17 protein-coding genes are annotated in these 17,984 nt (G+C 70.6%); 9 read left to right on the top strand and 8 right to left on the bottom strand.

The window, feature by feature from the left end; all coding sequences use genetic code 11:
- Nucleotides 1-26: 26 nt before the first annotated feature.
- The 3 genes from cobT to cobC are packed head-to-tail and all read left to right on the top strand — an operon-like array spanning nucleotide 27 to nucleotide 2,417.
- Nucleotides 27-1,082 (top strand): nicotinate-nucleotide--dimethylbenzimidazole phosphoribosyltransferase, encoded by a 1,056-nt coding sequence (gene cobT, locus KR541_RS12710; RefSeq protein WP_050012061.1) that lies wholly within the window; start codon nucleotides 27-29, stop codon nucleotides 1,080-1,082.
- A 13-nt stretch (nucleotides 1,083-1,095) separates the two neighbouring features.
- A complete protein-coding gene (locus KR541_RS12705) occupies nucleotides 1,096-1,848 on the top strand; it encodes an adenosylcobinamide-GDP ribazoletransferase (RefSeq protein WP_050012060.1) in 753 nt (250 codons plus the stop codon).
- A complete protein-coding gene (gene cobC / locus KR541_RS12700) occupies nucleotides 1,833-2,417 on the top strand; it encodes an alpha-ribazole phosphatase (RefSeq protein ID WP_124631627.1) in 585 nt (194 codons plus the stop codon). Before KR541_RS12705 ends, cobC begins: the two co-directional genes overlap by 16 nt.
- 104 nt (nucleotides 2,418-2,521) lie before the next feature.
- On the opposite strand, the gene KR541_RS12695 is transcribed toward cobC, so the two are convergent.
- From KR541_RS12695 to cobU, 4 genes are read right to left on the bottom strand one after another with little or no spacing between them, the layout of a single operon-like run.
- Nucleotides 2,522-3,439, bottom strand: coding sequence for a cobalamin-binding protein (locus KR541_RS12695; RefSeq protein ID WP_050012058.1), 918 nt, complete (start codon nucleotides 3,437-3,439; stop codon nucleotides 2,522-2,524).
- On the bottom strand, nucleotides 3,436-4,455 hold the full coding sequence (gene cobD, locus KR541_RS12690; RefSeq protein WP_204383363.1) for a threonine-phosphate decarboxylase CobD: 1,020 nt from the start codon (nucleotides 4,453-4,455) through the stop codon (nucleotides 3,436-3,438). The genes KR541_RS12695 and cobD overlap by 4 nt, the downstream gene beginning before the upstream one ends.
- Nucleotides 4,448-5,392, bottom strand: coding sequence for an adenosylcobinamide-phosphate synthase CbiB (gene cbiB / locus KR541_RS12685; RefSeq protein WP_050012056.1), 945 nt, complete (start codon nucleotides 5,390-5,392; stop codon nucleotides 4,448-4,450). The genes cobD and cbiB overlap by 8 nt, the downstream gene beginning before the upstream one ends.
- Complete coding sequence (gene cobU, locus KR541_RS12680) at nucleotides 5,386-5,940, bottom strand: bifunctional adenosylcobinamide kinase/adenosylcobinamide-phosphate guanylyltransferase (protein ID WP_050012055.1); 555 nt, start codon at nucleotides 5,938-5,940, stop codon at nucleotides 5,386-5,388. Before cobU ends, cbiB begins: the two co-directional genes overlap by 7 nt.
- 74 nt (nucleotides 5,941-6,014) lie before the next feature.
- Between cobU and KR541_RS12675 the strand changes: the two genes are divergently transcribed.
- The 4 genes from KR541_RS12675 (at nucleotide 6,015) to KR541_RS12660 (ending at nucleotide 9,112) form a co-directional block, all read left to right on the top strand.
- Nucleotides 6,015-7,517, top strand: coding sequence for a cobyric acid synthase (locus tag KR541_RS12675; protein WP_050012105.1), 1,503 nt, complete (start codon nucleotides 6,015-6,017; stop codon nucleotides 7,515-7,517).
- 82 nt (nucleotides 7,518-7,599) lie between these two features.
- A complete protein-coding gene (locus KR541_RS12670; protein WP_162838115.1) occupies nucleotides 7,600-7,737 on the top strand; it encodes a hypothetical protein in 138 nt (45 codons plus the stop codon).
- A gap of 152 nt (nucleotides 7,738-7,889) precedes the next feature.
- Nucleotides 7,890-8,303 carry a DoxX family protein gene (locus KR541_RS12665; RefSeq protein WP_050012054.1) on the top strand — a complete coding sequence of 138 codons (414 nt, stop codon included), beginning with the start codon at nucleotides 7,890-7,892 and terminating at the stop codon, nucleotides 8,301-8,303.
- A gap of 146 nt (nucleotides 8,304-8,449) precedes the next feature.
- A complete protein-coding gene (locus tag KR541_RS12660) occupies nucleotides 8,450-9,112 on the top strand; it encodes a ParA family protein (RefSeq protein WP_050012053.1) in 663 nt (220 codons plus the stop codon).
- A gap of 132 nt (nucleotides 9,113-9,244) precedes the next feature.
- Here the strand turns inward: KR541_RS12660 and panD are convergent, their stop codons facing one another.
- The 4 genes from panD to KR541_RS12640 all read right to left on the bottom strand — a co-directional run bounded on the left by panD (nucleotide 9,245) and on the right by KR541_RS12640 (nucleotide 11,839).
- Nucleotides 9,245-9,631: an aspartate 1-decarboxylase gene (panD, locus tag KR541_RS12655; RefSeq protein WP_006484038.1), complete on the bottom strand. Its 387-nt coding sequence runs from the start codon at nucleotides 9,629-9,631 to the stop codon at nucleotides 9,245-9,247.
- Between the two features lie 43 nt (nucleotides 9,632-9,674).
- Entirely contained in the window at nucleotides 9,675-10,514 is an 840-nt protein-coding gene (panC, locus tag KR541_RS12650; RefSeq protein ID WP_089488927.1) for a pantoate--beta-alanine ligase, read from the bottom strand.
- A 259-nt stretch (nucleotides 10,515-10,773) separates the two neighbouring features.
- Entirely contained in the window at nucleotides 10,774-11,646 is an 873-nt protein-coding gene (locus tag KR541_RS12645) for a segregation and condensation protein A (protein ID WP_021164248.1), read from the bottom strand.
- A gap of 4 nt (nucleotides 11,647-11,650) precedes the next feature.
- Nucleotides 11,651-11,839 carry a DUF3460 family protein gene (locus KR541_RS12640; protein WP_006478107.1) on the bottom strand — a complete coding sequence of 63 codons (189 nt, stop codon included), beginning with the start codon at nucleotides 11,837-11,839 and terminating at the stop codon, nucleotides 11,651-11,653.
- Nucleotides 11,840-12,088: 249 nt separating this feature from the next.
- Here KR541_RS12640 and KR541_RS12635 point away from each other — a divergent pair, with 249 nt between their 5' ends.
- Together KR541_RS12635 and KR541_RS12630 are read left to right on the top strand one after the other, a co-directional pair.
- The gene (locus KR541_RS12635; RefSeq protein WP_050012051.1) at nucleotides 12,089-13,903 is read left to right on the top strand and encodes an autotransporter assembly complex protein TamA; all 1,815 of its coding nucleotides are present in this window, start codon (nucleotides 12,089-12,091) and stop codon (nucleotides 13,901-13,903) included.
- A 39-nt stretch (nucleotides 13,904-13,942) separates the two neighbouring features.
- Complete coding sequence (locus KR541_RS12630) at nucleotides 13,943-17,983, top strand: translocation/assembly module TamB domain-containing protein (protein ID WP_216089572.1); 4,041 nt, start codon at nucleotides 13,943-13,945, stop codon at nucleotides 17,981-17,983.
- The last annotated feature ends 1 nt before the right edge of the window (nucleotide 17,984 follow it).

The following is a 17,984-nucleotide window of genomic DNA, read 5'->3' as shown; positions in this document are numbered from 1 at the left end:
TGCCGCGCCCACCATACGGCCCCTCGATGACCACTTCGACCCAATTCCCGCCCGCGATCGCGCCGCTAGACGACGCGCTGCGCACGCGCCTGCAGCATGTGATCGACCACAAGACCAAGCCGCCCGGCAGCCTCGGCCAGCTCGAGGCGCTCGCGCTGCAGATCGGCCTGATCCAGCGCACCGAGCGGCCGGTCGTGCAGCGTCCGGTGACGATCGTGTTCGCGGGCGACCACGGGATCGCGGCCGAGGGCGTCAGCCCTTATCCGCAGGCGGTGACCGCGCAGATGGTCGCGAACTTCCTCGCCGGCGGCGCGGCGATCAACGCGTTCTCGGGCGTCGCGCAGAGCACGCTCGAGATCGTCGATGCGGGCGTCGCGTCGCCGCTGCCGCTGTCGGACCGGCTGGTGTCGGTTCCGGTCGCGCGCGGCACGCGCAACTTCGCGGCGGAACCCGCGATGACGCGTGAAGAAGCGATGACGGCGCTGGCCGCGGGCGCGGCGCGCGTGCGCCTGCACGCGTCGCTCGGCACGAACGTGATCGGCTTCGGCGAGATGGGGATCGCGAATACGTCGTCGGCCGCGTGCCTGATGAGCCGCCTGCTCGACGTGCCGATCGACGCCTGCGTCGGCCGCGGCACGGGCCTTGACGATCAGGGCCTCGCGCACAAGCGTGCGGTGCTCGGTCGCGCGCTCGTCAAGCACTCGCATGCGATCGCGCCGCTCGACGTGCTCGCGACGTTCGGCGGCTTCGAGATCGCGATGATGACCGGCGCGTACCTCGCGGCCGCGAGCGAGCGGATGACGATCCTCGTCGACGGCTTCATCGCGACCGCCGCGCTGCTCGTCGCCGAGCGCATCGCGCCCGGCGTGCGCGACTACTGCGTGTTCTCGCATACGTCGCACGAGGCCGGCCACCGGCGCATGCTCGAGCATTTCGGCGCGAAGCCGCTGCTCGCGCTCGACCTGCGGCTCGGCGAAGGCACGGGCGCCGCGCTCGCGCTGCCGCTGGTGCGCGCGGCGGCCGCGTTCCTCAGCGAGATGGCGAGCTTCGAATCCGCCGGCGTCGACGATCGTGACGCCTGAGCGCGTGCGCGGCATGCGCGCCGAGCTGCGCTACTTCTTCGTCGCGCTCGGCTATTTCACGCGCGTACCCGTGCCGCGCTCGATCGGCTACGCGGCCGGCGATCTCGACCAGGCCGCGCGCTATTTCCCGCTCGTCGGCGCGTGCGTCGGCGCGTGGGGCGCGCTCGTCTATCTCGTCGCGCTGCGCGTGCTGCCGCCATCGATCGCGGTCGGGCTGTCGATGGCCGCGACGCTGCTCGCGACCGGCGCGTTCCACGAAGACGGCCTCGCCGACAGTTGCGATGCGTTCGGCGGCGGTTACACGCGCGACGACGTGCTGCGCATCATGCACGATTCGCGGATCGGCACGTTCGGCGCCGTTGCGCTCGTGATCGCACTCGGCCTGAAATGGCAGGCGCTGGCGTCGATGCTGCCGCTGCGCGCCGCATGGACGATGATCGCCGCGCACGCGGCGAGCCGCGCGATGGCCGTGAGCTTGCTGATGACGCTCGACTACGTGCGGCCCGAAGGCAAGGCGAAGCCGGTCGCGCAACGAATGGACGCACGTGCGGCGTGCGTCGCGGCGGTGTTCGGACTGCCGTGGCTGTTCTGGCCGGACTGGCGCATGGGCGTTGCCGCCTGCGTGGCGCTCGTGCTCGTGCGCGCGTGGGCGGCCCGCTATTTCGTGAAGCGGATCGGCGGTTATACGGGCGACTGTCTCGGCTTCGCGCAGCAACTGGGCGAACTGGCGATCTATCTGGTGGTGCTCGGATGGACGTCGTCCTGATCCGTCATCCGGCCGTCGGCATCGAGCCGGGCGTCTGCTATGGGCGCAGCGACGTGCCGCTCGCCGAATCGGCCGATGGCGGCGCGCAGGCCGTGCGCATGCATCTGGCGGAACTAAGTGCGCCGTCGCCCGAACAGGTGCGGACGAGCCCGCTGACGCGCTGCGCGTCGGTTGCCGAACGGCTCGCGCGGGCATTCGACGTACCGCTGCTGGGCGATGACGACTGGCAGGAAATGGATTTCGGCGCGTGGGAAATGCAGCGCTGGGACGATATCGATCGCGCGGCGCTCGATGCGTGGGCGGCCGACCTGATGCATGCGTGCGCGCACGGCGGAGAAAGCGTCGCGCGATTCGTCGCGCGGGTGGCGCGGCAGGCCGATGCGGTTGCGGCGTTCGACGGACCGCAATGGGTCGTCACGCATGCGGGCGTGATCCGCGCATTCGCGTCGCATGTGTTGCGCGTGCCGCTCGACACGTTGCTGTCGCGGCCGGTGCCGACGGGCGGGGCGGTGTGGCTGCGCAGGGAGGGCGCCGCGCGAACGTGGGAAGTCGTGCACTGGGATGCATAGGCGCACTTGCGTCTGCATGTGAACTGCGCTGCGCACGGAGCGATCTGTTTCGAGCACCGCACGCATCCGGCACCGGTGCACGATGCACCGCAACCCGCCGGAAATCAGCGCGCCGGCCGCCGCGCACGCGCGGCCTCCAGATCCTCGCACAGCGCGGCCGCACCCTGCGCGATCCGCGGCGCCGGCCGCGTCAGCAGATCGCCGTCGATTGCGAACAGGTTGTTGCGCGCCACGGCCGTCAGCGCGGGCCACGCGCGCCAGCGCGCGAGGCTCGGCAGCGGTTCGTTCGAGCGGGTCGCGCCGGCACTCGTCGTCACGATCGCTTCCGGATTCGCCGCGAGCACCGCCTCGTCGGTCACGGTCGGCGCAAGCGGCTTGAGCGACGCGAACACGTTGCGGCCGCCGCAAAGTTCGAATACTTCGTTGATCAGGTGCGTGCCGTTGAGCGTCGTCAGCGGGCGGTCCCACACCTGGAAGAACATCGCGACGGGCGGGCGTGCCGCGTAGCGTGCGCGCAGTGTCGCGATGTCCCGCGTAAAGGCGGCCGCGGCGGCATCGGCGGCCGGTTGCGTGCCGAGCAGCGTGCCGAGCCGGCGCAACGACGACGACACGTCGTCGAGATGCTTCGGTTCGCTGAAGAACAGCGGGATGTGCAGCGCGCGCAGCGCGTCGGTCTGCCGCTCGGCGTTGCCGTGCCGCCAGACGACGATCAGGTCGGGCTTCAGCGCGGCGATGCGTTCGAGATCGAGCGCCTTGTTGTCGCCGACGCGCGGCACCGCTTGCGCGGCGGCCGGATAGTCGCTGTACGTGACGGTGCCGACGAGCTTCGCACCGCCGCCGGCCGCGTAGACGAGCTCGGTCGCGTGCGGCGCGAGGCTGATCACGCGCTGCGCGGGCGCGGGCAGCGTGACCGTATTGCCGGCGTCGTCGCGGGTCGTGACGTTGGCGTGGACGAGCGGCGCGTGAGCGAGCGCGACCAGCAGCGCGGCTGGCGTCAGCCGACGGAACACGCGTGAACTCATGCGGAGGCCCGCTGCAGCAGCGGTGCGCAATGTGCGAGCGCATCGCCGAGGCGCCGCCATTCGGCTTCGCTGCCCGGCAGGCCGATGCGCACGCTCGACGGCGTCGGGAAGTACCGCGTCCAGATCCCGCGCGCCGCGAGCGCCGCATGCAGCGCCGCGGCGCGCGGATCGTCGGTCCAGCTGAACAGCGGCGTCGCGCGCACCGCGAAGCCGTGCGCGCGCAGCAACGCGGCCAGTCGTTCGCCGTCGGCCCCGAGCCGCTCGCGCGCGGCGGCCTGCCATGCGCGGTCGGCGAATGCCGCGGCGACCGCATGGCGTGCGGGGCCGCTGACGGTCCACGCGCCGAGCACGTCGCGCAGCGCGGCGATCAGCAAGGGATTCGCGAGCACGAAGCCCGCGCGGATCCCGGCCAGCCCGAAGAACTTGCCGACCGAGCGCAGCACGACGAGCCCTGGACGATCGACCTGCGGCGCGAGCGATGGCGTCGCGCCCGTATCGGCGAACGCTTCGTCGACGATCAACGCGCCGCCGCGTGCCGCCAGTTGCGCGTGCCAGCCGAGCAAGCGCGCGGTCGGCACGAATTCGGCGGTCGGATTATTCGGATTCCCGACGATGACGTGGCGCAGCGTCGCGGGCAGCGTATCCGCGCGGATGTCGAGCGCGACGACGCGATGGCCGTGGCGCGCGAACGCGGGCGCGTATTCGCCGTACGCGAGCGCCGCGACGCCTGCGTCGCCGGCCGACAGCAACGCCGGCAACGCGCGGATCGCGGCCTGGCTGCCGGCAACCGGTAGCACGTGCGCGGCGTCGGGCGCGTGGTAGTACCGCGCGGCGCAGGCCGCGAGGCCGTCGCCGTCGTCGGGCAGCCGGCGCCACGCGTCGGCCGGCACGGGCGGAACCGGGTAGCCGACCGGATTGATGCCGGTCGACAGGTCGAGCCACGCGTCGTACGGAATGCCGTGGCGGCGGGCGGCTTCGTGCAGGTTGCCGCCGTGCGCGATGGATGAATCAGACATGATGGGAGGCCATGACGAGTGCGCCGCTCGCGACCAGCAGCGCGAGCCACAGCGCGAGCGTGCGCGTGACGAGCGACAGCGCGGCGACGATGTGAAGGGCGGTGGCCGTGGCGCCGGTGCCGAGCGCCGGCCGATCCTCGATCTCGCCGTGATAGACGGCCGGGCCGCCGAGCTGCACGTTCAGGCTGCCGGCGCCCGCGGCCATCACGGGGCCCGCGTTCGGGCTGTCCCAGTGGCGCGCCTGCGTGCGCCAGCAGCGCCACGCGGCGGCCGTGTCGCCGAGCAGCGCGTAGCTCGCGGCGGTGAGGCGCGCGGGAATCCAGTTCAGCGCATCGTCGAGGCGCGCGGCGGCCCAGCCGAAGGTCAGGAAGCGCGGCGTGCGGTAGCCCCACATCGCGTCGAGCGTGTTCGCGAGCCGGAACAGCAACGCGCCGGGGCCGCCCGCGACGACGAACCAGAAGAGCGCGCCGAAGATCGCGTCGTTGCCGTTTTCGAGCGCCGATTCGACGGCCGCGCGCGACAGCGCACCTTCGTCCGCGTTGCTCGTGTCCCGCGACACGATGCGCGCGGTCAGCGTGCGCGCCGCGTCGAGGTCGTGCCGCAGCAGCGCGGCGGCGATCGGCGCGACGTGGTCGGCGAGGCTCTTCGCGCCGAGCGCGAACCACAGCAGCGCGACGTGCAGCGCCGCCGCGAACGGCCAGGGCAGCACGGCGACGAGCCATGCCGCGACGGCCACCGGCGGCACGACCGCCGCGAGCCACGCGGCGACGCCGACTACGCGGCCGCGCCGGCCCGTGTTCAGCGCGGCTTCGATGCGCGCGGCGACGCGGCCGAACGCGACGAGCGGATGCCAGCCGGCCGGCTCGCCGATGGCGCGGTCGACGATCGCGGCCGCGACCGCCAGCATCGCGACGACGGGCAGCGACAGCATCAGCATGACGGCGCGCCCGCCTTGAGGTCGAGCGGCAGCCCGGCAACCAGCAGCGTGACGCGCGTCGCGAGCGCGGCGACGCGCTGGTTCAGGCGGCCGAGCTCGTCGACGTAGCGGCGCGTGACCGACCCGAGCGGCACGACGCCGAGCCCGATCTCGTTGCTGACGACGATCACCTTCGCGTGCGCGCCGCGCAGCGCGTGCTCGAGCCGCTCGACCTGGGCCGCGTACTGCGCGTCGTCGAGCGGTGCGCCGTCGGCGGGGCACAGCAGGTTCGTGAGCCACAGCGTCAGGCAGTCGACGAGCAGGCACGCGTGCGGATCGTCGAGCCGCGCGAGCGTGCCGGCGAGATCGACGCTCGCGTCGGCGAACCCCCAGTCGGCCGGCCGGCGCGCGCGGTGATGCGCGATGCGCTGCGCGAATTCGGGATCGGCGGCGGTCGCGGTCGCGATGTAGGTGACGGGGCGGCCGCTATCGGCGGCGAGCCGCTCGGCATGCGCGCTCTTGCCCGAGCGCGCGCCGCCGAGGACGAAGGTGAGGTCGTGCGGAATCATCGCGTGATTGTAACGGCGCGGGCGACCCGGCGCGGGCGATAATGCCGCCTTTGCTTCGCGACACCTTTCACACGATGAATGCACCCGAGCCGCGGCCGCGCGGCACGCTGATGATCCAGGGCACGACGTCCGACGCGGGCAAGAGCACGCTCGTCGCGGGCCTGTGCCGCCTCGCGCGACGCGGCGGCGTGCGCGTCGCGCCGTTCAAGCCGCAGAACATGGCGCTCAACAGCGCGGTGACGGTCGACGGCGGCGAGATCGGCCGCGCGCAGGCGTTGCAGGCGCTGGCCGCCGGCGTCGCGCCGCATACGGATTTCAATCCGGTGCTGCTGAAGCCGACGAGCGACCGCGGCGCGCAGGTGATCATTCACGGCAAGGCGCGCATGAACCTCGACGCGCGGGCGTATCACGACTACAAGCCGGTCGCGTTCGATGCGGTGCTCGAGTCGTATGCGCGCCTGCGCGCCGGTTACGACACGGTGATCGTCGAAGGCGCCGGCAGCCCGGCCGAGATCAACCTGCGCGACGGCGACATCGCGAACATGGGCTTTGCCGAGCGCGTCGACTGCCCGGTCGTGCTCGTCGCCGACATCGATCGCGGCGGCGTGTTCGCGCATCTGGTCGGCACGCTCGCCTGCCTGTCGGACAGCGAGCGCGCGCGCGTGCGCGGCTTCGTGATCAACCGTTTCCGCGGCGACCTCAAGCTGCTCGAACCGGGGCTCGACTGGCTGCGCGCGCAGACGGGCAAGCCGGTGTTCGGCGTGCTGCCGTATCTGCACGGGCTGCTGCTCGACGCCGAGGACATGCTGCCCGCGCAGGCGCGCAGTGCCGCCGCCCGCGGCGATGCCGGCGTGTTGCGCGTCGTCGTGCCCGCGCTGCCGCGCATCAGCAACCACACCGATTTCGATCCGCTGCGCGCGCATCCGCAGGTCGAATTCACGTACTGGAAGAGCGGCCCCGTGCCCGACGCCGACCTGCTGATCCTGCCCGGTTCGAAGAGCGTGCAGCGCGATCTCGCGTGGCTGCGCGATGCGGGCTGGGACGCGCTGATCCGGCGCCATCTCCGCTACGGCGGCAAGGTGATCGGCATCTGCGGCGGCATGCAGATGCTCGGCGGCACGCTCGACGATCCGCTCGGCCTCGAAGGCGCGCCCGGCAGCGTGCCGGGGCTCGGGCTGCTCGAGTTCGACACGACGCTGCAGCCCGACAAGACGCTGAAGAACGTGACCGGTCGACTCGCGCTGCCGGGCGCGGCGGCCGTGCGCGGCTACGAGATTCACATGGGCGACACGCGCGGGCCGGCGCTCGCGACGCCCGCGCTGACGCTGGCCGCCGATGCCGCGCAGGACGGCATGCGTCCCGACGGCGCGAGATCGGCCGACGGCCAGATCCTCGCGACCTACGTGCACGGGCTGTTCGACGCGCCCGACGCCTGCGCGGCGCTGCTCGCGTGGGCGGGGCTCGACGGCGCGGCCCGCATCGACTACCCGGCGCTGCGCGAGGCGTCGCTCGAGCGGCTGGCCGACACGTTCGCCGAGCACCTCGACCTCGACGCGCTGTACGCCGAGTTTCGTTGAAACCGCGCCGGTCGACTCTCGCTTTTTCCGCGCGATCGCGTACAACAGAGGAGGGCGGAGGTCCGCCCGAAGGAGGGCGACGATGAGGGCTCGATGGTGGTGGAGCGTCCTGCTCGCGGCGCTGCTGGGCGCGTCCGCGGCCGCGCATGCCTGCGATTCGTATGCGCCGGGCGGCGGCCAGTCCGGCGGTGACGCCACGCAAGGCAAGAGCGGTTACTGAGCAGGAAGGACGCAGGGCATGATCGGTCATGCCCTTTTTTTTGCGTCGATTCATTCCTGAATGGATGTAATTTAAGCGGGCTGGTGCGTTTATCGGCCGAATGGATTCGAATAGAGTGCGATCCATTCCATCCACTCACCAAGGAATCCGTCATGAACGCCAACCGCCTGAACGATTTCGCCGCGACGCTGCTGCGCGTCGCCCTCGGCGTGCTGTACCTCGCGCACGTCGCACAGAAAATATTCGTCTTCACGCTGCCGGGCACCGCGCAGTTTTTCACGTCGATCGGCCTGCCGGGCTGGCTCGCGTACCTGACCACGTTCGTCGAACTGGCGGGCGGCCTCGCGCTGCTCGCGGGGTTCCGCGTGCGCATCGCCGCGCTGGTGCTGCTGCCGTTCATGCTCGGCGCGGTCGCCGCGCATCTGCCGAACGGCTGGGGCTTCTCGTCGCCGCACGGCGGCTGGGAATATCCGGCGTTCTGGGCCGTCACGCTGGCCGTGCAGGCCCTGCTGGGCGGCGGCGCGTTCGCGCTCGGCGCGCGGGAGGCCGCGGTCCAGCGCGCGTGACGTGAAGGAAAGCAGACGAAAGGGGCACAGGTTCGGTGCGACCGGTTCCGGTGACCCCCCGTTTGCCGATATCATCGCTCCCTGTATCCGCAATCGAGCGGCGCCTGCCATGCGGCCGGCGCCGCGCGGCTTTTTCGGGGGAATTCATGACGGTCATCGTGGTGGCGAATCCGAAGGGCGGCGTGGGCAAGAGCACGCTGTCCACCAATCTAGCCGGCTATTTCGCGGCGCAGGGCGCATGGGTCGCGCTGGCCGACCTGGACCGGCAGCAGTCCGCGCATGCGTGGCTCGACCTGCGGCCGGCCGGCTTGCCGGCGATCGAGGCGTGGGCGCTCGATCCGGAGGCGCCGTCGAAGCCGCCGCGCGGCCTCGAATACGCGGTGATCGATACGCCGGCCGGCCTGCACGGCACGCGGCTCAACGTCGCGCTGCAACTGGCCGACAAGGTGATCGTGCCGCTGCAGCCGTCGATGTTCGATATTCTCGCGACCCAGCAGTTTCTGGAACGCCTTGCCGGCGAGAAGGCCGTGCGCAAGGGCAGCGTCGAGGTCGGGATCGTCGGGATGCGGGTCGACGCGCGCACGCGCTCGTCCGACCAGCTGCACCGGTTCGTCGAAGGGCTCGGCCTGCCGGTGCTCGGCTACGTGCGCGACACGCAGAACTACGTGCAGATCGCCGCGCACGGCCTGACGCTGTGGGATGTCGCGAAAAGCCGCGTCGAGAAGGATCTCGAACAGTGGCGGCCGATCGTCGAATGGGCCGAGCGCCGCGCGCCGAAGGCCGAGAAGGCCGTCAAGGCCGCGTCCTGAACGCCCGGCCGTCCGGCCGGCGCGACATCCAATGAGAAGGGCCGGATCCCGTCGCGTACGGTGTCCGGCCCTTCGGTCGCAGGCGGCATCGCTGCACCGCATGCCGCGGCATGCGGGCGTGCCCCGCTCAGGTCACGTCCAGTTCTGCGTCGGCACGTGATCGCGGTGGCCCTTGATCTTGTTGCCTTCGTCGATGAACACGAGCTTCGGCTTCCAGCCGGCCTGCAGTTCCGCTTCGTCAACCATCGCGAATGCCGCGATGATCACGAGGTCGCCGAGCTGCGCGCGGCGTGCGGCCGAGCCGTTCAGCGAGATCATCCCGCTGCCGCGCTCGCCCTTGATCGCGTAGGTCGAGAAGCGCTCGCCGTTGTTGATGTTCCAGATGTCGATCCGTTCGTTTTCGATGAGGCCCGCCGCTTCGAGCAGGTCTTCGTCGATCGCGCACGAACCTTCGTAGTGCAGTTCGCAGTGCGTGACCGCCGCACGGTGGATCTTCGATTTGAGCATGTGGCGCTGCATGGTGTCTCCGTGATGCGTCGTGAGAGGCGCGGCGGGCCGCGCGTCAGATTTCCAGGTTGTCGATGAGGCGCGTCGCGCCGAGCTTCGCGGCCGCGAGCACGACGAGCGGTTCGCCGGCTTCGAGTTCGGCTGCGCTCGGGGCGATCAGGTTCGCGCGGCGGCGGATCGCGATGTAGTCGGGCACCCAGCCGCGTTCGGCCAGGTGCGCGTGCGCATGCTGCTCGAGCTTGCCGAGATCGCGTTCGCCGCCGAGCACGCTGTCGCGCACGCGCTGCAGCGTTTTCGCCAGTTCGGGCGCTTCGTTGCGCTCGTCGGTCGTCAGGTAGCGGTTGCGCGACGACAGCGCGAGGCCGTCGTCGTCGCGCACGGTTTCGGCGGCGATGATGTCGACCGGCAGCGCGAGCTGCTGGCACATCCGGCGCACGATCATCAACTGCTGGTAGTCCTTCTTGCCGAACACGGCGACGCGCGGCTGCACGCAGGACATCAGCTTCGTGACGACCGTGCACACGCCGGCGAAGAAGCCGGGCCGGAACTCGCCCTCGAGGATCCCGCCGAGATCGTCCGGCGGCAGCACGCGGTATTCCTGCGGCTCAGGGTACATGTCGCGCTCGGTCGGCGCGAACAGCACGTACACGTTTTCCTGCTGCAGCTTCTCGATATCGTCCTGGAGCGTGCGCGGGTACTTGTCGAAATCCTCGTTCGGGCCGAATTGCAGCCGGTTGACGAAGATGCTCGCCACGACCGGGTCGCCGTGCTGGCGCGCGAGGCGCATCAGCGACAGGTGCCCTTCGTGCAGGTTGCCCATCGTCGGCACGAACGCCGTGCGGTTCTGTCCGCGCAGCTGGTCGCGCAGTTCCTGGATCGAGCTGATGACTTTCATGATCGGGTAGCGGGTTCCTCGCGCAGGCGCGCGTTGACGCCGCGGCAGCGGCATCGGGGTCGAAGCGGAGAACGCCGGCGCGCGGGCGGCGCATCGGGTGTCGGCGGATTGTAGAGGATTTGGCCGCGCGACGCATCGATAAAAGAACGATCGTTCACTTTATAGTGGGACGTGCCGGATACCCGCCGGACGGCCATTCGCCGCGGCGAAGCGTCGAGCGTCGGGATACACCGGGGAACGGGGAGCGGCGGGGCGGCCCTTACGCGGGCAGGTAAGCGAGACGCACGTAGATCGGCGCGAACGGTTCGGCCTGCGTGATCTCGAGCAGCGATTCGCGCGCGAGTTCGAGCATCGCGATGAAGTTCACGACGACGACCGGCACGCCGCGCGACGTGTCGAACAGCTCGGCGAATTCCATGAAGCGCGCGTTCTGCAGCCGGCGCAGGATCAGGCTCATGTGTTCGCGCACCGACAGCTCCTCGCGGGAGATCTTGTGGTGCTGGACGAGCTTCGCGCGCTTGAGCACGTCGGCCCACGCGGCGCGCAGGTCGTCCGAATTCACGTCGGGAAAGCGCGGCGTGACGCTCTGCTCGATGTAGACCTCGGCGCGCAGGAAATCGCGGCCAAGCTGCGGCAACTGGTCGAGCCGCTGCGCGGCGAGCTTCATCTGCTCGTACTCGAGCAGCCGGCGCACGAGTTCGGCGCGCGGATCCTCGGCTTCCTCGCCGGTGTCGGCCTTCTTGACCGGCAGCAGCATCCGCGACTTGATCTCGATCAGCATCGCGGCCATCAGCAGGTACTCGGCCGCGAGCTCGAGGTTCGACGTGCGGATCTGGTCGACGTAGCCCAGATATTGCGCGGTGACCTGCGCCATCGGGATGTCGAGCACGTTGAAGTTCTGCTTGCGGATCAGGTACAGCAGCAGGTCGAGCGGGCCTTCGAACGTCTCGAGGAACACCTCGAGCGCGTCGGGCGGGATGTACAGATCCTGCGGCAGCTTGAACAGCGGCTCGCCGTACAGGCGAGCGAACGCCGCGACACCGTCGACCGTGTCGGGCGTCGAATCGGCGCCCGCGGGCGCGGCGATCGCGTCGTCCTGCCGGGCGGCGCTGGCCTCGTCGGCGGCGCTCACGTCGTCAGAAGTTCTGGTAGTAGACGTACGACGTTTGCTTCACGCGCGATTCCTGCTGCTCGGCGCGCTCTTCGAGATCGATCGGCTGCTTGTCCCACAGCAGGGAACGGCCCTTGCGTTGCTCTTCCTCGAGCGTCGGCTTCTGCTGCTTGAGCTGGTTCAGGAACTGCGTGACGTCGGACTGGTACGGCATGGCTGGATCTTCCGTTTCGGGCGGCGCACGATGCGCCGGATTCTCGATGGCGGGATTTTACCGCATCGCGGGGAACAGCCGGCGCCAATCGAGCGTCGAATCCGCGGGCCGGCGCTGGCGGGCGTCGTGCGGTGGCCCTGCCGCGGCCTTGGCACTCTTTCACAATCGTTTGGCCGTGACGTCGGCGCCCTGTGGTCAAATACAGGGTTTTCCACGAAACCGTAACACACCAGGACGGCGAGGTCATATTTGGCGGGGCAGTCGAACCAGCAAGCACACACGGCGCATCACGCGGGCCGGCGCGCGGCACGCGATCGCGCCGACGCCGCGGCCCGCGTCGCGCGGGCGGCCCTCGCGGGTTGCCTGGCCGCGTGCTTCGCGCTGCCGGCCCACGCGAAGTACGACGTCGACATCGACGCGCCGCGCTCGATCCGCAAGCTCCTGAAGACGCATCTCGACATCGCCCGCTTCGCGAAGCGCGACGACATCAGCGACGACCAGTTCGACTTCCTCGTGACCGCCACGCCGCAGCAGGTGCGCGACCTGGCCGCGACGGCCGGCTATTTCTCGCCGGTCGTGCGCACCGACGTGCGCACCCGCGACGGCAAGCGCGACGTGCGCATCGCGGTCGATCCGGGCAAGCAGACCGTCGTGTCGACGGTCGACCTGACGTTCAAGGGGCCGGTGGAAACCGAGGATCCGAAGCAGGAGACCGCGACGCGGTTCGCGTTCTCGATGAAGCCGGGCGACCCGTTCACGCAGTCCGACTGGGACGACGCGAAGGGTGCGGCGCTCCGGCAACTGCAGTCGCGCCGCTATCTCGGCGCGAAGATCGCGTCGTCCGAGGCGCGCATCGATCCGCGCACGCAGCGCGCGACGCTCGCGGTCGCGTTCGACAGCGGTCCGACGTTCACGATCGGCAAGGTCGACGTCGACGGCGTGCGCCGTTATCCGGAAAGGATCGTCACGAACGTCAATCCGCTGTCGGAAGGCGAGATCTACGACGTGCGGCGGATCACCGAACTGCAGCGGCAGCTGCAGAACACGCCGTACTACGCGAGCGTCGCGATCGACGTCGGCGACGATACGTCGAAACCCGATCGCACGCCCGTGCACGTGAAGGTCAGCGAGTTTCCGTACAACAACATCCGCGGCGGCGTCGGCTTCGCGACCGACACCGGGCCGCACGTGCAGGGTTCCTATACGTATCTCGACACGTTCGGCGCCGCGTGGCCGCTGACCGTGTCGGGCCGGGTCGACCAGATCCAGCAGTACGGGCAGGTCCAGCTGTCGATGCCGCCGGGCGAGAAGGGCTGGACCAACAGCGTGCTCGCGTCGTACACGAACACCAACGTGTCGGACACGCGCATCTACAGCGCGCGGGTCGGCGTGCAGCGCACGCGCACCGGCCAGTTCATCGATTATGCGTATTCGCTGATGTACTACCAGGACCGGCTCGACCAGAACGGCGCGGGGCCGACCACGAGCCGCGCGCTGGTGCCGCAGTGGGCGTGGACCCGCCGCAACGTCGACGATCCGCTGTTTCCGCGCTCGGGCAACCTGATTCACGCGGAGGCCGGCTTCGCGGTCAAGCACGTGCTGGCCGACGAAACCTTCATCCGCGGCTACGCGCGCGGGCAGCAGTATTTGCCGATCGGCAAGCGCGACCTGTTCGTGTTCCGCGCGGAGCTCGGCGGCGTGTTCACGAGCGGCAGTTCGACCGGCGTGCCGGCGTCGCTGCTGTTCCGCGCCGGCGGCTCGAATTCGGTGCGCGGTTACGGCTACCAGAGCATCGGCAACAGCGTCGACGGCTCCGTCTTGCCGACCAAGTACCTGATGACGGGGACGGCCGAATACCAGCACTGGTTCAACCGCGACTGGGGCGCCGCGACGTTCTTCGACATCGGCACCGCGACCGATGCGTGGGGCGAGCGCGTGTTCTACCCGGGCGTGGGCGTCGGTGCGCGCTGGCGCAGCCCGGTCGGCCCGATCAACGTCGACGTCGCGTACGGGTTGCGCAACCACAGCGTGCGCCCGTACCTGACGCTCGGCATCGCTTTCTGAACCTGCCGCCCTATTGACGACGACCGCACGACGAACCGCATGACGAAGGACCCGAACGACACGCCGCCGCCTCACGATCCGGATTCGCCCGACGGCGCGCCCGGCACGCCGCCGCGCGTGCCGCGCCGCGGCCGCGCGTGGCGGGTCGTCGCGTGGACGCTCGCGACGGTCGTGCTGCTCGTCGTGCTGGTGGCGGGGCTCGTGCTGGGCGCGGTGACGACCGAGCGCGGCACGCGGCTCGCGTGGCAGGTAGCCAGCAAGGTGCTGGGCACGCGGCTCGCGGGCACGCTCGAAGGCGGCTCGCTCGCGACCGGCGTGCGCTTGCGCGGGTTCGCATGGACCAGCCCCGACGGCACCGGCACCGAGGTCCGCATCGACCGGCTCGACGGCCGCTGGGCACTGACGCGCGCGCCGTGGCGGCTGTCTGTCGCCTATCTGCGCGCCGGCACGATCGACGTGCGGATCGTGCCGGGGCCGTCGACGCCGAGTACGACGCCGCAGAATCTGAGCCTGCCGCTGCAGGTGCGGATCGACGACCTGCGCGTCGCTCGCCTCGCCATTCACGAAGGCACGTCGACGACGCAGCTCGACCATCTCGCGCTGAACGGCCGCAGCGACGGCCGCCACCATGAACTCGTGCTCGACGGCGTCGATACGCCGTACGGCGCGCTGACCGCGCGCGCGAAGCTCGACGGCGTGAAGCCGTTCGCGCTGACGGGCGACGCCACCTACGTGGGCAAACTCGCCGATGAACCGGTCAACGCGAGCGCGAACGTGTCGGGGTCGCTCGAAGCGCTCGTCGCCGACGTCTCCGCGAGCGGGATGAAGCTGAACGGGCGCGCGCACGTCGAGGCCGCGCCGTTCGGCACGGTGCCGCTCACGCGTGCGTCGCTCGCGTTCGACCACGTGAACCCGCAGGCGCTGTCGCCCGGCGCGCCTGCGGCCGATCTCGCGGTGCGCGCGGAACTCGCGCCGGTGAGCGCGCCGGCCGGCGCGGCGCCCGCGAAGGGCTTCGCGGTGACGGGCCCGGTGTCGATCGTCAACGCGAAACCCGGCACGCTCGGCGACCATCTGCTGCCGGTGATCGACGCGCACGCGAGCGTGCATCTCGACGCGCACGCGCAGCGCATCGACGGTCTCGCGCTGAAACTGATCCGCGACGGCAGCATGACCGGCGGCGGCACGCTCGCGGGCGGCAAGGGCCGCTTCGACCTGAAGGTCGCGAACCTCGACCTGAACGCGTTCGTCGCCGAGCTGCGGCCGATGCGCCTCGGCGGCCCGCTCGGCGTCACGCTCGCGGGCGACGTGACGACCGTCGATTTCAACCTGAACGACCCGAAGCTCGCGCTCGGCGCGCGGGCCAAGGTCGCGCTGACGCAGCAGCAGACCGTGCTGACCGATACGCGCGTGACTGCGGGCAAGGGCCGCATCGACCTGACGGGCGTGTTCCGCCACGACGCGCATTCGACCTATGACGCGAAGGCGACACTGACCGCGTTCGATCCGCTGCTGCTCGCCGCGATGAGCGCGCCGAAGGCGGGCGGCAAGGCGCCTGCGAAAGCGGCCAAGGCGCCGGCCAAGCGCGGCGAGACGCGCGTGTCCGGCACGCTGACCGCGTCGGGCGCGTTCGCGCCGCAGGTATCGACGAAGGCGACCTTCAAGCTCGCCGACAGCCTGTACGACGGCGTGCCGCTGACCGGCGCCGGCGTCGTGCAGCTCGCCGGCTCACGAATTCTGCCGAGCAACGCGAACCTGTCGATCGCCGGCAACCACGTCGACCTGCGCGGCAGCTTCGGCGCACCCGGCGACCGGCTGCGCTTCGTCGTCGACGCGCCGCAGCTCGACCGGCTCGGCTTCGGCGTCGAAGGGCTCGTGCAGGCGCAGGGCGACCTGACCGGCAGCTTCGCGCATCCGAACGTGACGGCCACCTACAAGGCCGAGCACGTCGTCGTCGGTTCGAACCGGATCGGCACCGCCCAGGGCCGCGCGGACATCCGCGACGGCGCGCACGGCGCGCTCGTGTTCACGGCCGACGCGGCCGACATCGCGCTCGGCTCGTTCAAGCTGAAGTCGTTGCGCGCGAACCTCGACGGCACGCGCGCGAAGCACACGCTCGACGCGTCGGCGCTCGGAATGGCCGGCGGCCGCGTGATCGACCTGACGCTGGCGGCGAACGGCGGCGTGGTCGAGAACCGCGACGGCATGCGCTGGGACGGCACCGTCACGCGGCTCGCGAATCGCGGCACGCCGGCGCTCGCGCTGCAGGCGCCGCTGACGATATCGGCCGGCGCCGGCCGCGTGACGCTCGGCGCGACGCGGCTCACGCTCGAAGGCGCGGCGATCGACCTGAAATCGTTCGTATTCGATCGCGGCCAGATGCGCTCGGCCGGTTCGGTGACCGGCGCATCGGTCGCGCGTTTCCTCGAGGTTCGCCAGGTGCTGACCGGCCAGCGGCCGCCGATGCGCACCGACGTCGTGCTCGATGCCGACTGGGATTTCTCGCTCGGCGCGAACGCGACGGGCTACGTGCAGGTGAAGCGTCGTGGCGGCGACGTGACGATCGAGACCGGGCGCGGCATCGCGTCGCTCGGCCTGACCGACCTGTCCGCCCGCGCGAGCTTCGCGCCCGGCAACCGGCTCAACGTGACCGGGCTCGCGAAGGCGAGCCGGATCGGCACGCTGGACGCGAACGTCACGGTGCCGTTCGCGCTGCGCGACGGCGTGTTCGGCATCGTCGACGACGGTCCGCTGTCGGGCCGCATCGATGCCGACATCCCGGCGCTGAAGACCACCGGCAACCTGTTCGGCCCGAGCTACCTGCTCGGCGGACGCGCGGCGCTGAAGCTGACGGTGTCCGGCACGCCGGTGAAACCGAACTTGTCGGGGACGCTGACGGGCGACGAGCTGTCCGCGACGTTGATCGACCAGGGCGTGCAGTTGAAGGACGGCATCGTGCGCGTGAAGCTGTCGGACAACCTCGTCGAATTCCAGCAGGTCGAGTTTCACGGCGGCGACGGCACGCTGCGCGCGCTCGGCCGCGTGCGCCTCGACGGCGAGGCGCCGGACCTGACCGCGAGCATCGTCGCGGACAAGCTCGAACTGTTCGCGGCGCCGGATCGCAAGCTGTCGCTGTCGGGCAAGGCTACCGTCGCGAACGACGGGCCGCGCGGCGCGCTGGCGATCGACGGCAAGTTCGTCGTCGATCGCGCGCTGTTCGACCTGCCCGAGCAATCGGCGCCGCATCTGTCGGACGACGTCGTGATCGTGCAGCCGGACGGCACGGTGCGCGGCGAGACGCCCACCGGCACCGCGGCCGCGAAGCCGAAGCCGGTCGAGAACAAGCCGGCGCCGTCGCTGGCGCCGCGCGCGAACATCGACGTCGGGCTCGGCAACAACTTCCGCTTCAAGGGCCACGGTGCGGATCTCGGGCTGCGCGGCACGATCACCGTGATGAGCGCGCCGGGCGTGCCGCTGCGCGCGATCGGCAACGTGCGCGTGACCGAGGGCTCGACGTACACGACGTTCGGCCGCAAGCTCGCGGTCGAGAACGGCTTCTTCACGTTCAACGGCCCGGTGGCGAACCCCGGCGTCAACATCCTCGCGATGCGGCGCAACCAGGAGGTCGAGGCCGGCGTGCAGGTGACGGGGACGATCCAGTCGCCGACGGTCAAGCTCGTGTCGGAGCCGAACGTGACGGACAACGAAAAGCTGTCGTGGCTGCTGTTCGGGCACGGCACCGACCAGGGCAACAACGTCGGTCAGCAGGGGGCGATGACGGCGGCGCTCGGGCTGCTCGGCAGCGTGACCGGCAAGCGGGTCGCGCAGACCTTCGGTCTCGACGAGGTGTCGGTCGGCCGCAGCGAAGTCGGACTGACCGATCCGCAGGTCGTGCTGGTGTCGAAGGCGATCAACGAGCGGTTCGTGCTCGGCTTCGAGCAGGGGCTGCAATCGGCGAGCAACGCGTTCAAGGCGACGATCAACCTGACGCGCTTCTGGTCGGTGTCCGCGTACGGTGGCACGTTCCAGGGCGTCGACTTGAACTACACGCGGCGCTTCGACCGGTGGTTCGGGCAGCGGTGAC

The organism is Burkholderia sola, from assembly GCF_905400185.1.
GTDB lineage: Bacteria > Pseudomonadota > Gammaproteobacteria > Burkholderiales > Burkholderiaceae > Burkholderia > Burkholderia sola.
The sequence above is the reverse complement of the archived record's forward strand: the minus strand, read 5'-3'. Positions and strand labels throughout refer to the sequence as shown.

Coding starts and splice junctions, on each gene's coding strand:
- cbiB (WP_050012056.1), bottom strand. CDS start 5,392: ATGCTGATGCTGTCGCTGCCCGTCGTCGCGATGCTGGCGGTCGCGGCC.
- KR541_RS12675 (WP_050012105.1), top strand. CDS start 6,015: ATGAATGCACCCGAGCCGCGGCCGCGCGGCACGCTGATGATCCAGGGC.
- panD (WP_006484038.1), bottom strand. CDS start 9,631: ATGCAGCGCCACATGCTCAAATCGAAGATCCACCGTGCGGCGGTCACG.
- cobD (WP_204383363.1), bottom strand. CDS start 4,455: ATGTCTGATTCATCCATCGCGCACGGCGGCAACCTGCACGAAGCCGCC.
- cobT (WP_050012061.1), top strand. CDS start 27: ATGACCACTTCGACCCAATTCCCGCCCGCGATCGCGCCGCTAGACGAC.
- KR541_RS12640 (WP_006478107.1), bottom strand. CDS start 11,839: ATGCCGTACCAGTCCGACGTCACGCAGTTCCTGAACCAGCTCAAGCAG.
- cobC (WP_124631627.1), top strand. CDS start 1,833: ATGGACGTCGTCCTGATCCGTCATCCGGCCGTCGGCATCGAGCCGGGC.
- KR541_RS12660 (WP_050012053.1), top strand. CDS start 8,450: ATGACGGTCATCGTGGTGGCGAATCCGAAGGGCGGCGTGGGCAAGAGC.
- cobU (WP_050012055.1), bottom strand. CDS start 5,940: ATGATTCCGCACGACCTCACCTTCGTCCTCGGCGGCGCGCGCTCGGGC.
- KR541_RS12705 (WP_050012060.1), top strand. CDS start 1,096: ATGCGCGCCGAGCTGCGCTACTTCTTCGTCGCGCTCGGCTATTTCACG.
- KR541_RS12670 (WP_162838115.1), top strand. CDS start 7,600: ATGAGGGCTCGATGGTGGTGGAGCGTCCTGCTCGCGGCGCTGCTGGGC.
- KR541_RS12630 (WP_216089572.1), top strand. CDS start 13,943: ATGACGAAGGACCCGAACGACACGCCGCCGCCTCACGATCCGGATTCG.
- panC (WP_089488927.1), bottom strand. CDS start 10,514: ATGAAAGTCATCAGCTCGATCCAGGAACTGCGCGACCAGCTGCGCGGA.
- KR541_RS12695 (WP_050012058.1), bottom strand. CDS start 3,439: ATGAGTTCACGCGTGTTCCGTCGGCTGACGCCAGCCGCGCTGCTGGTC.
- KR541_RS12665 (WP_050012054.1), top strand. CDS start 7,890: ATGAACGCCAACCGCCTGAACGATTTCGCCGCGACGCTGCTGCGCGTC.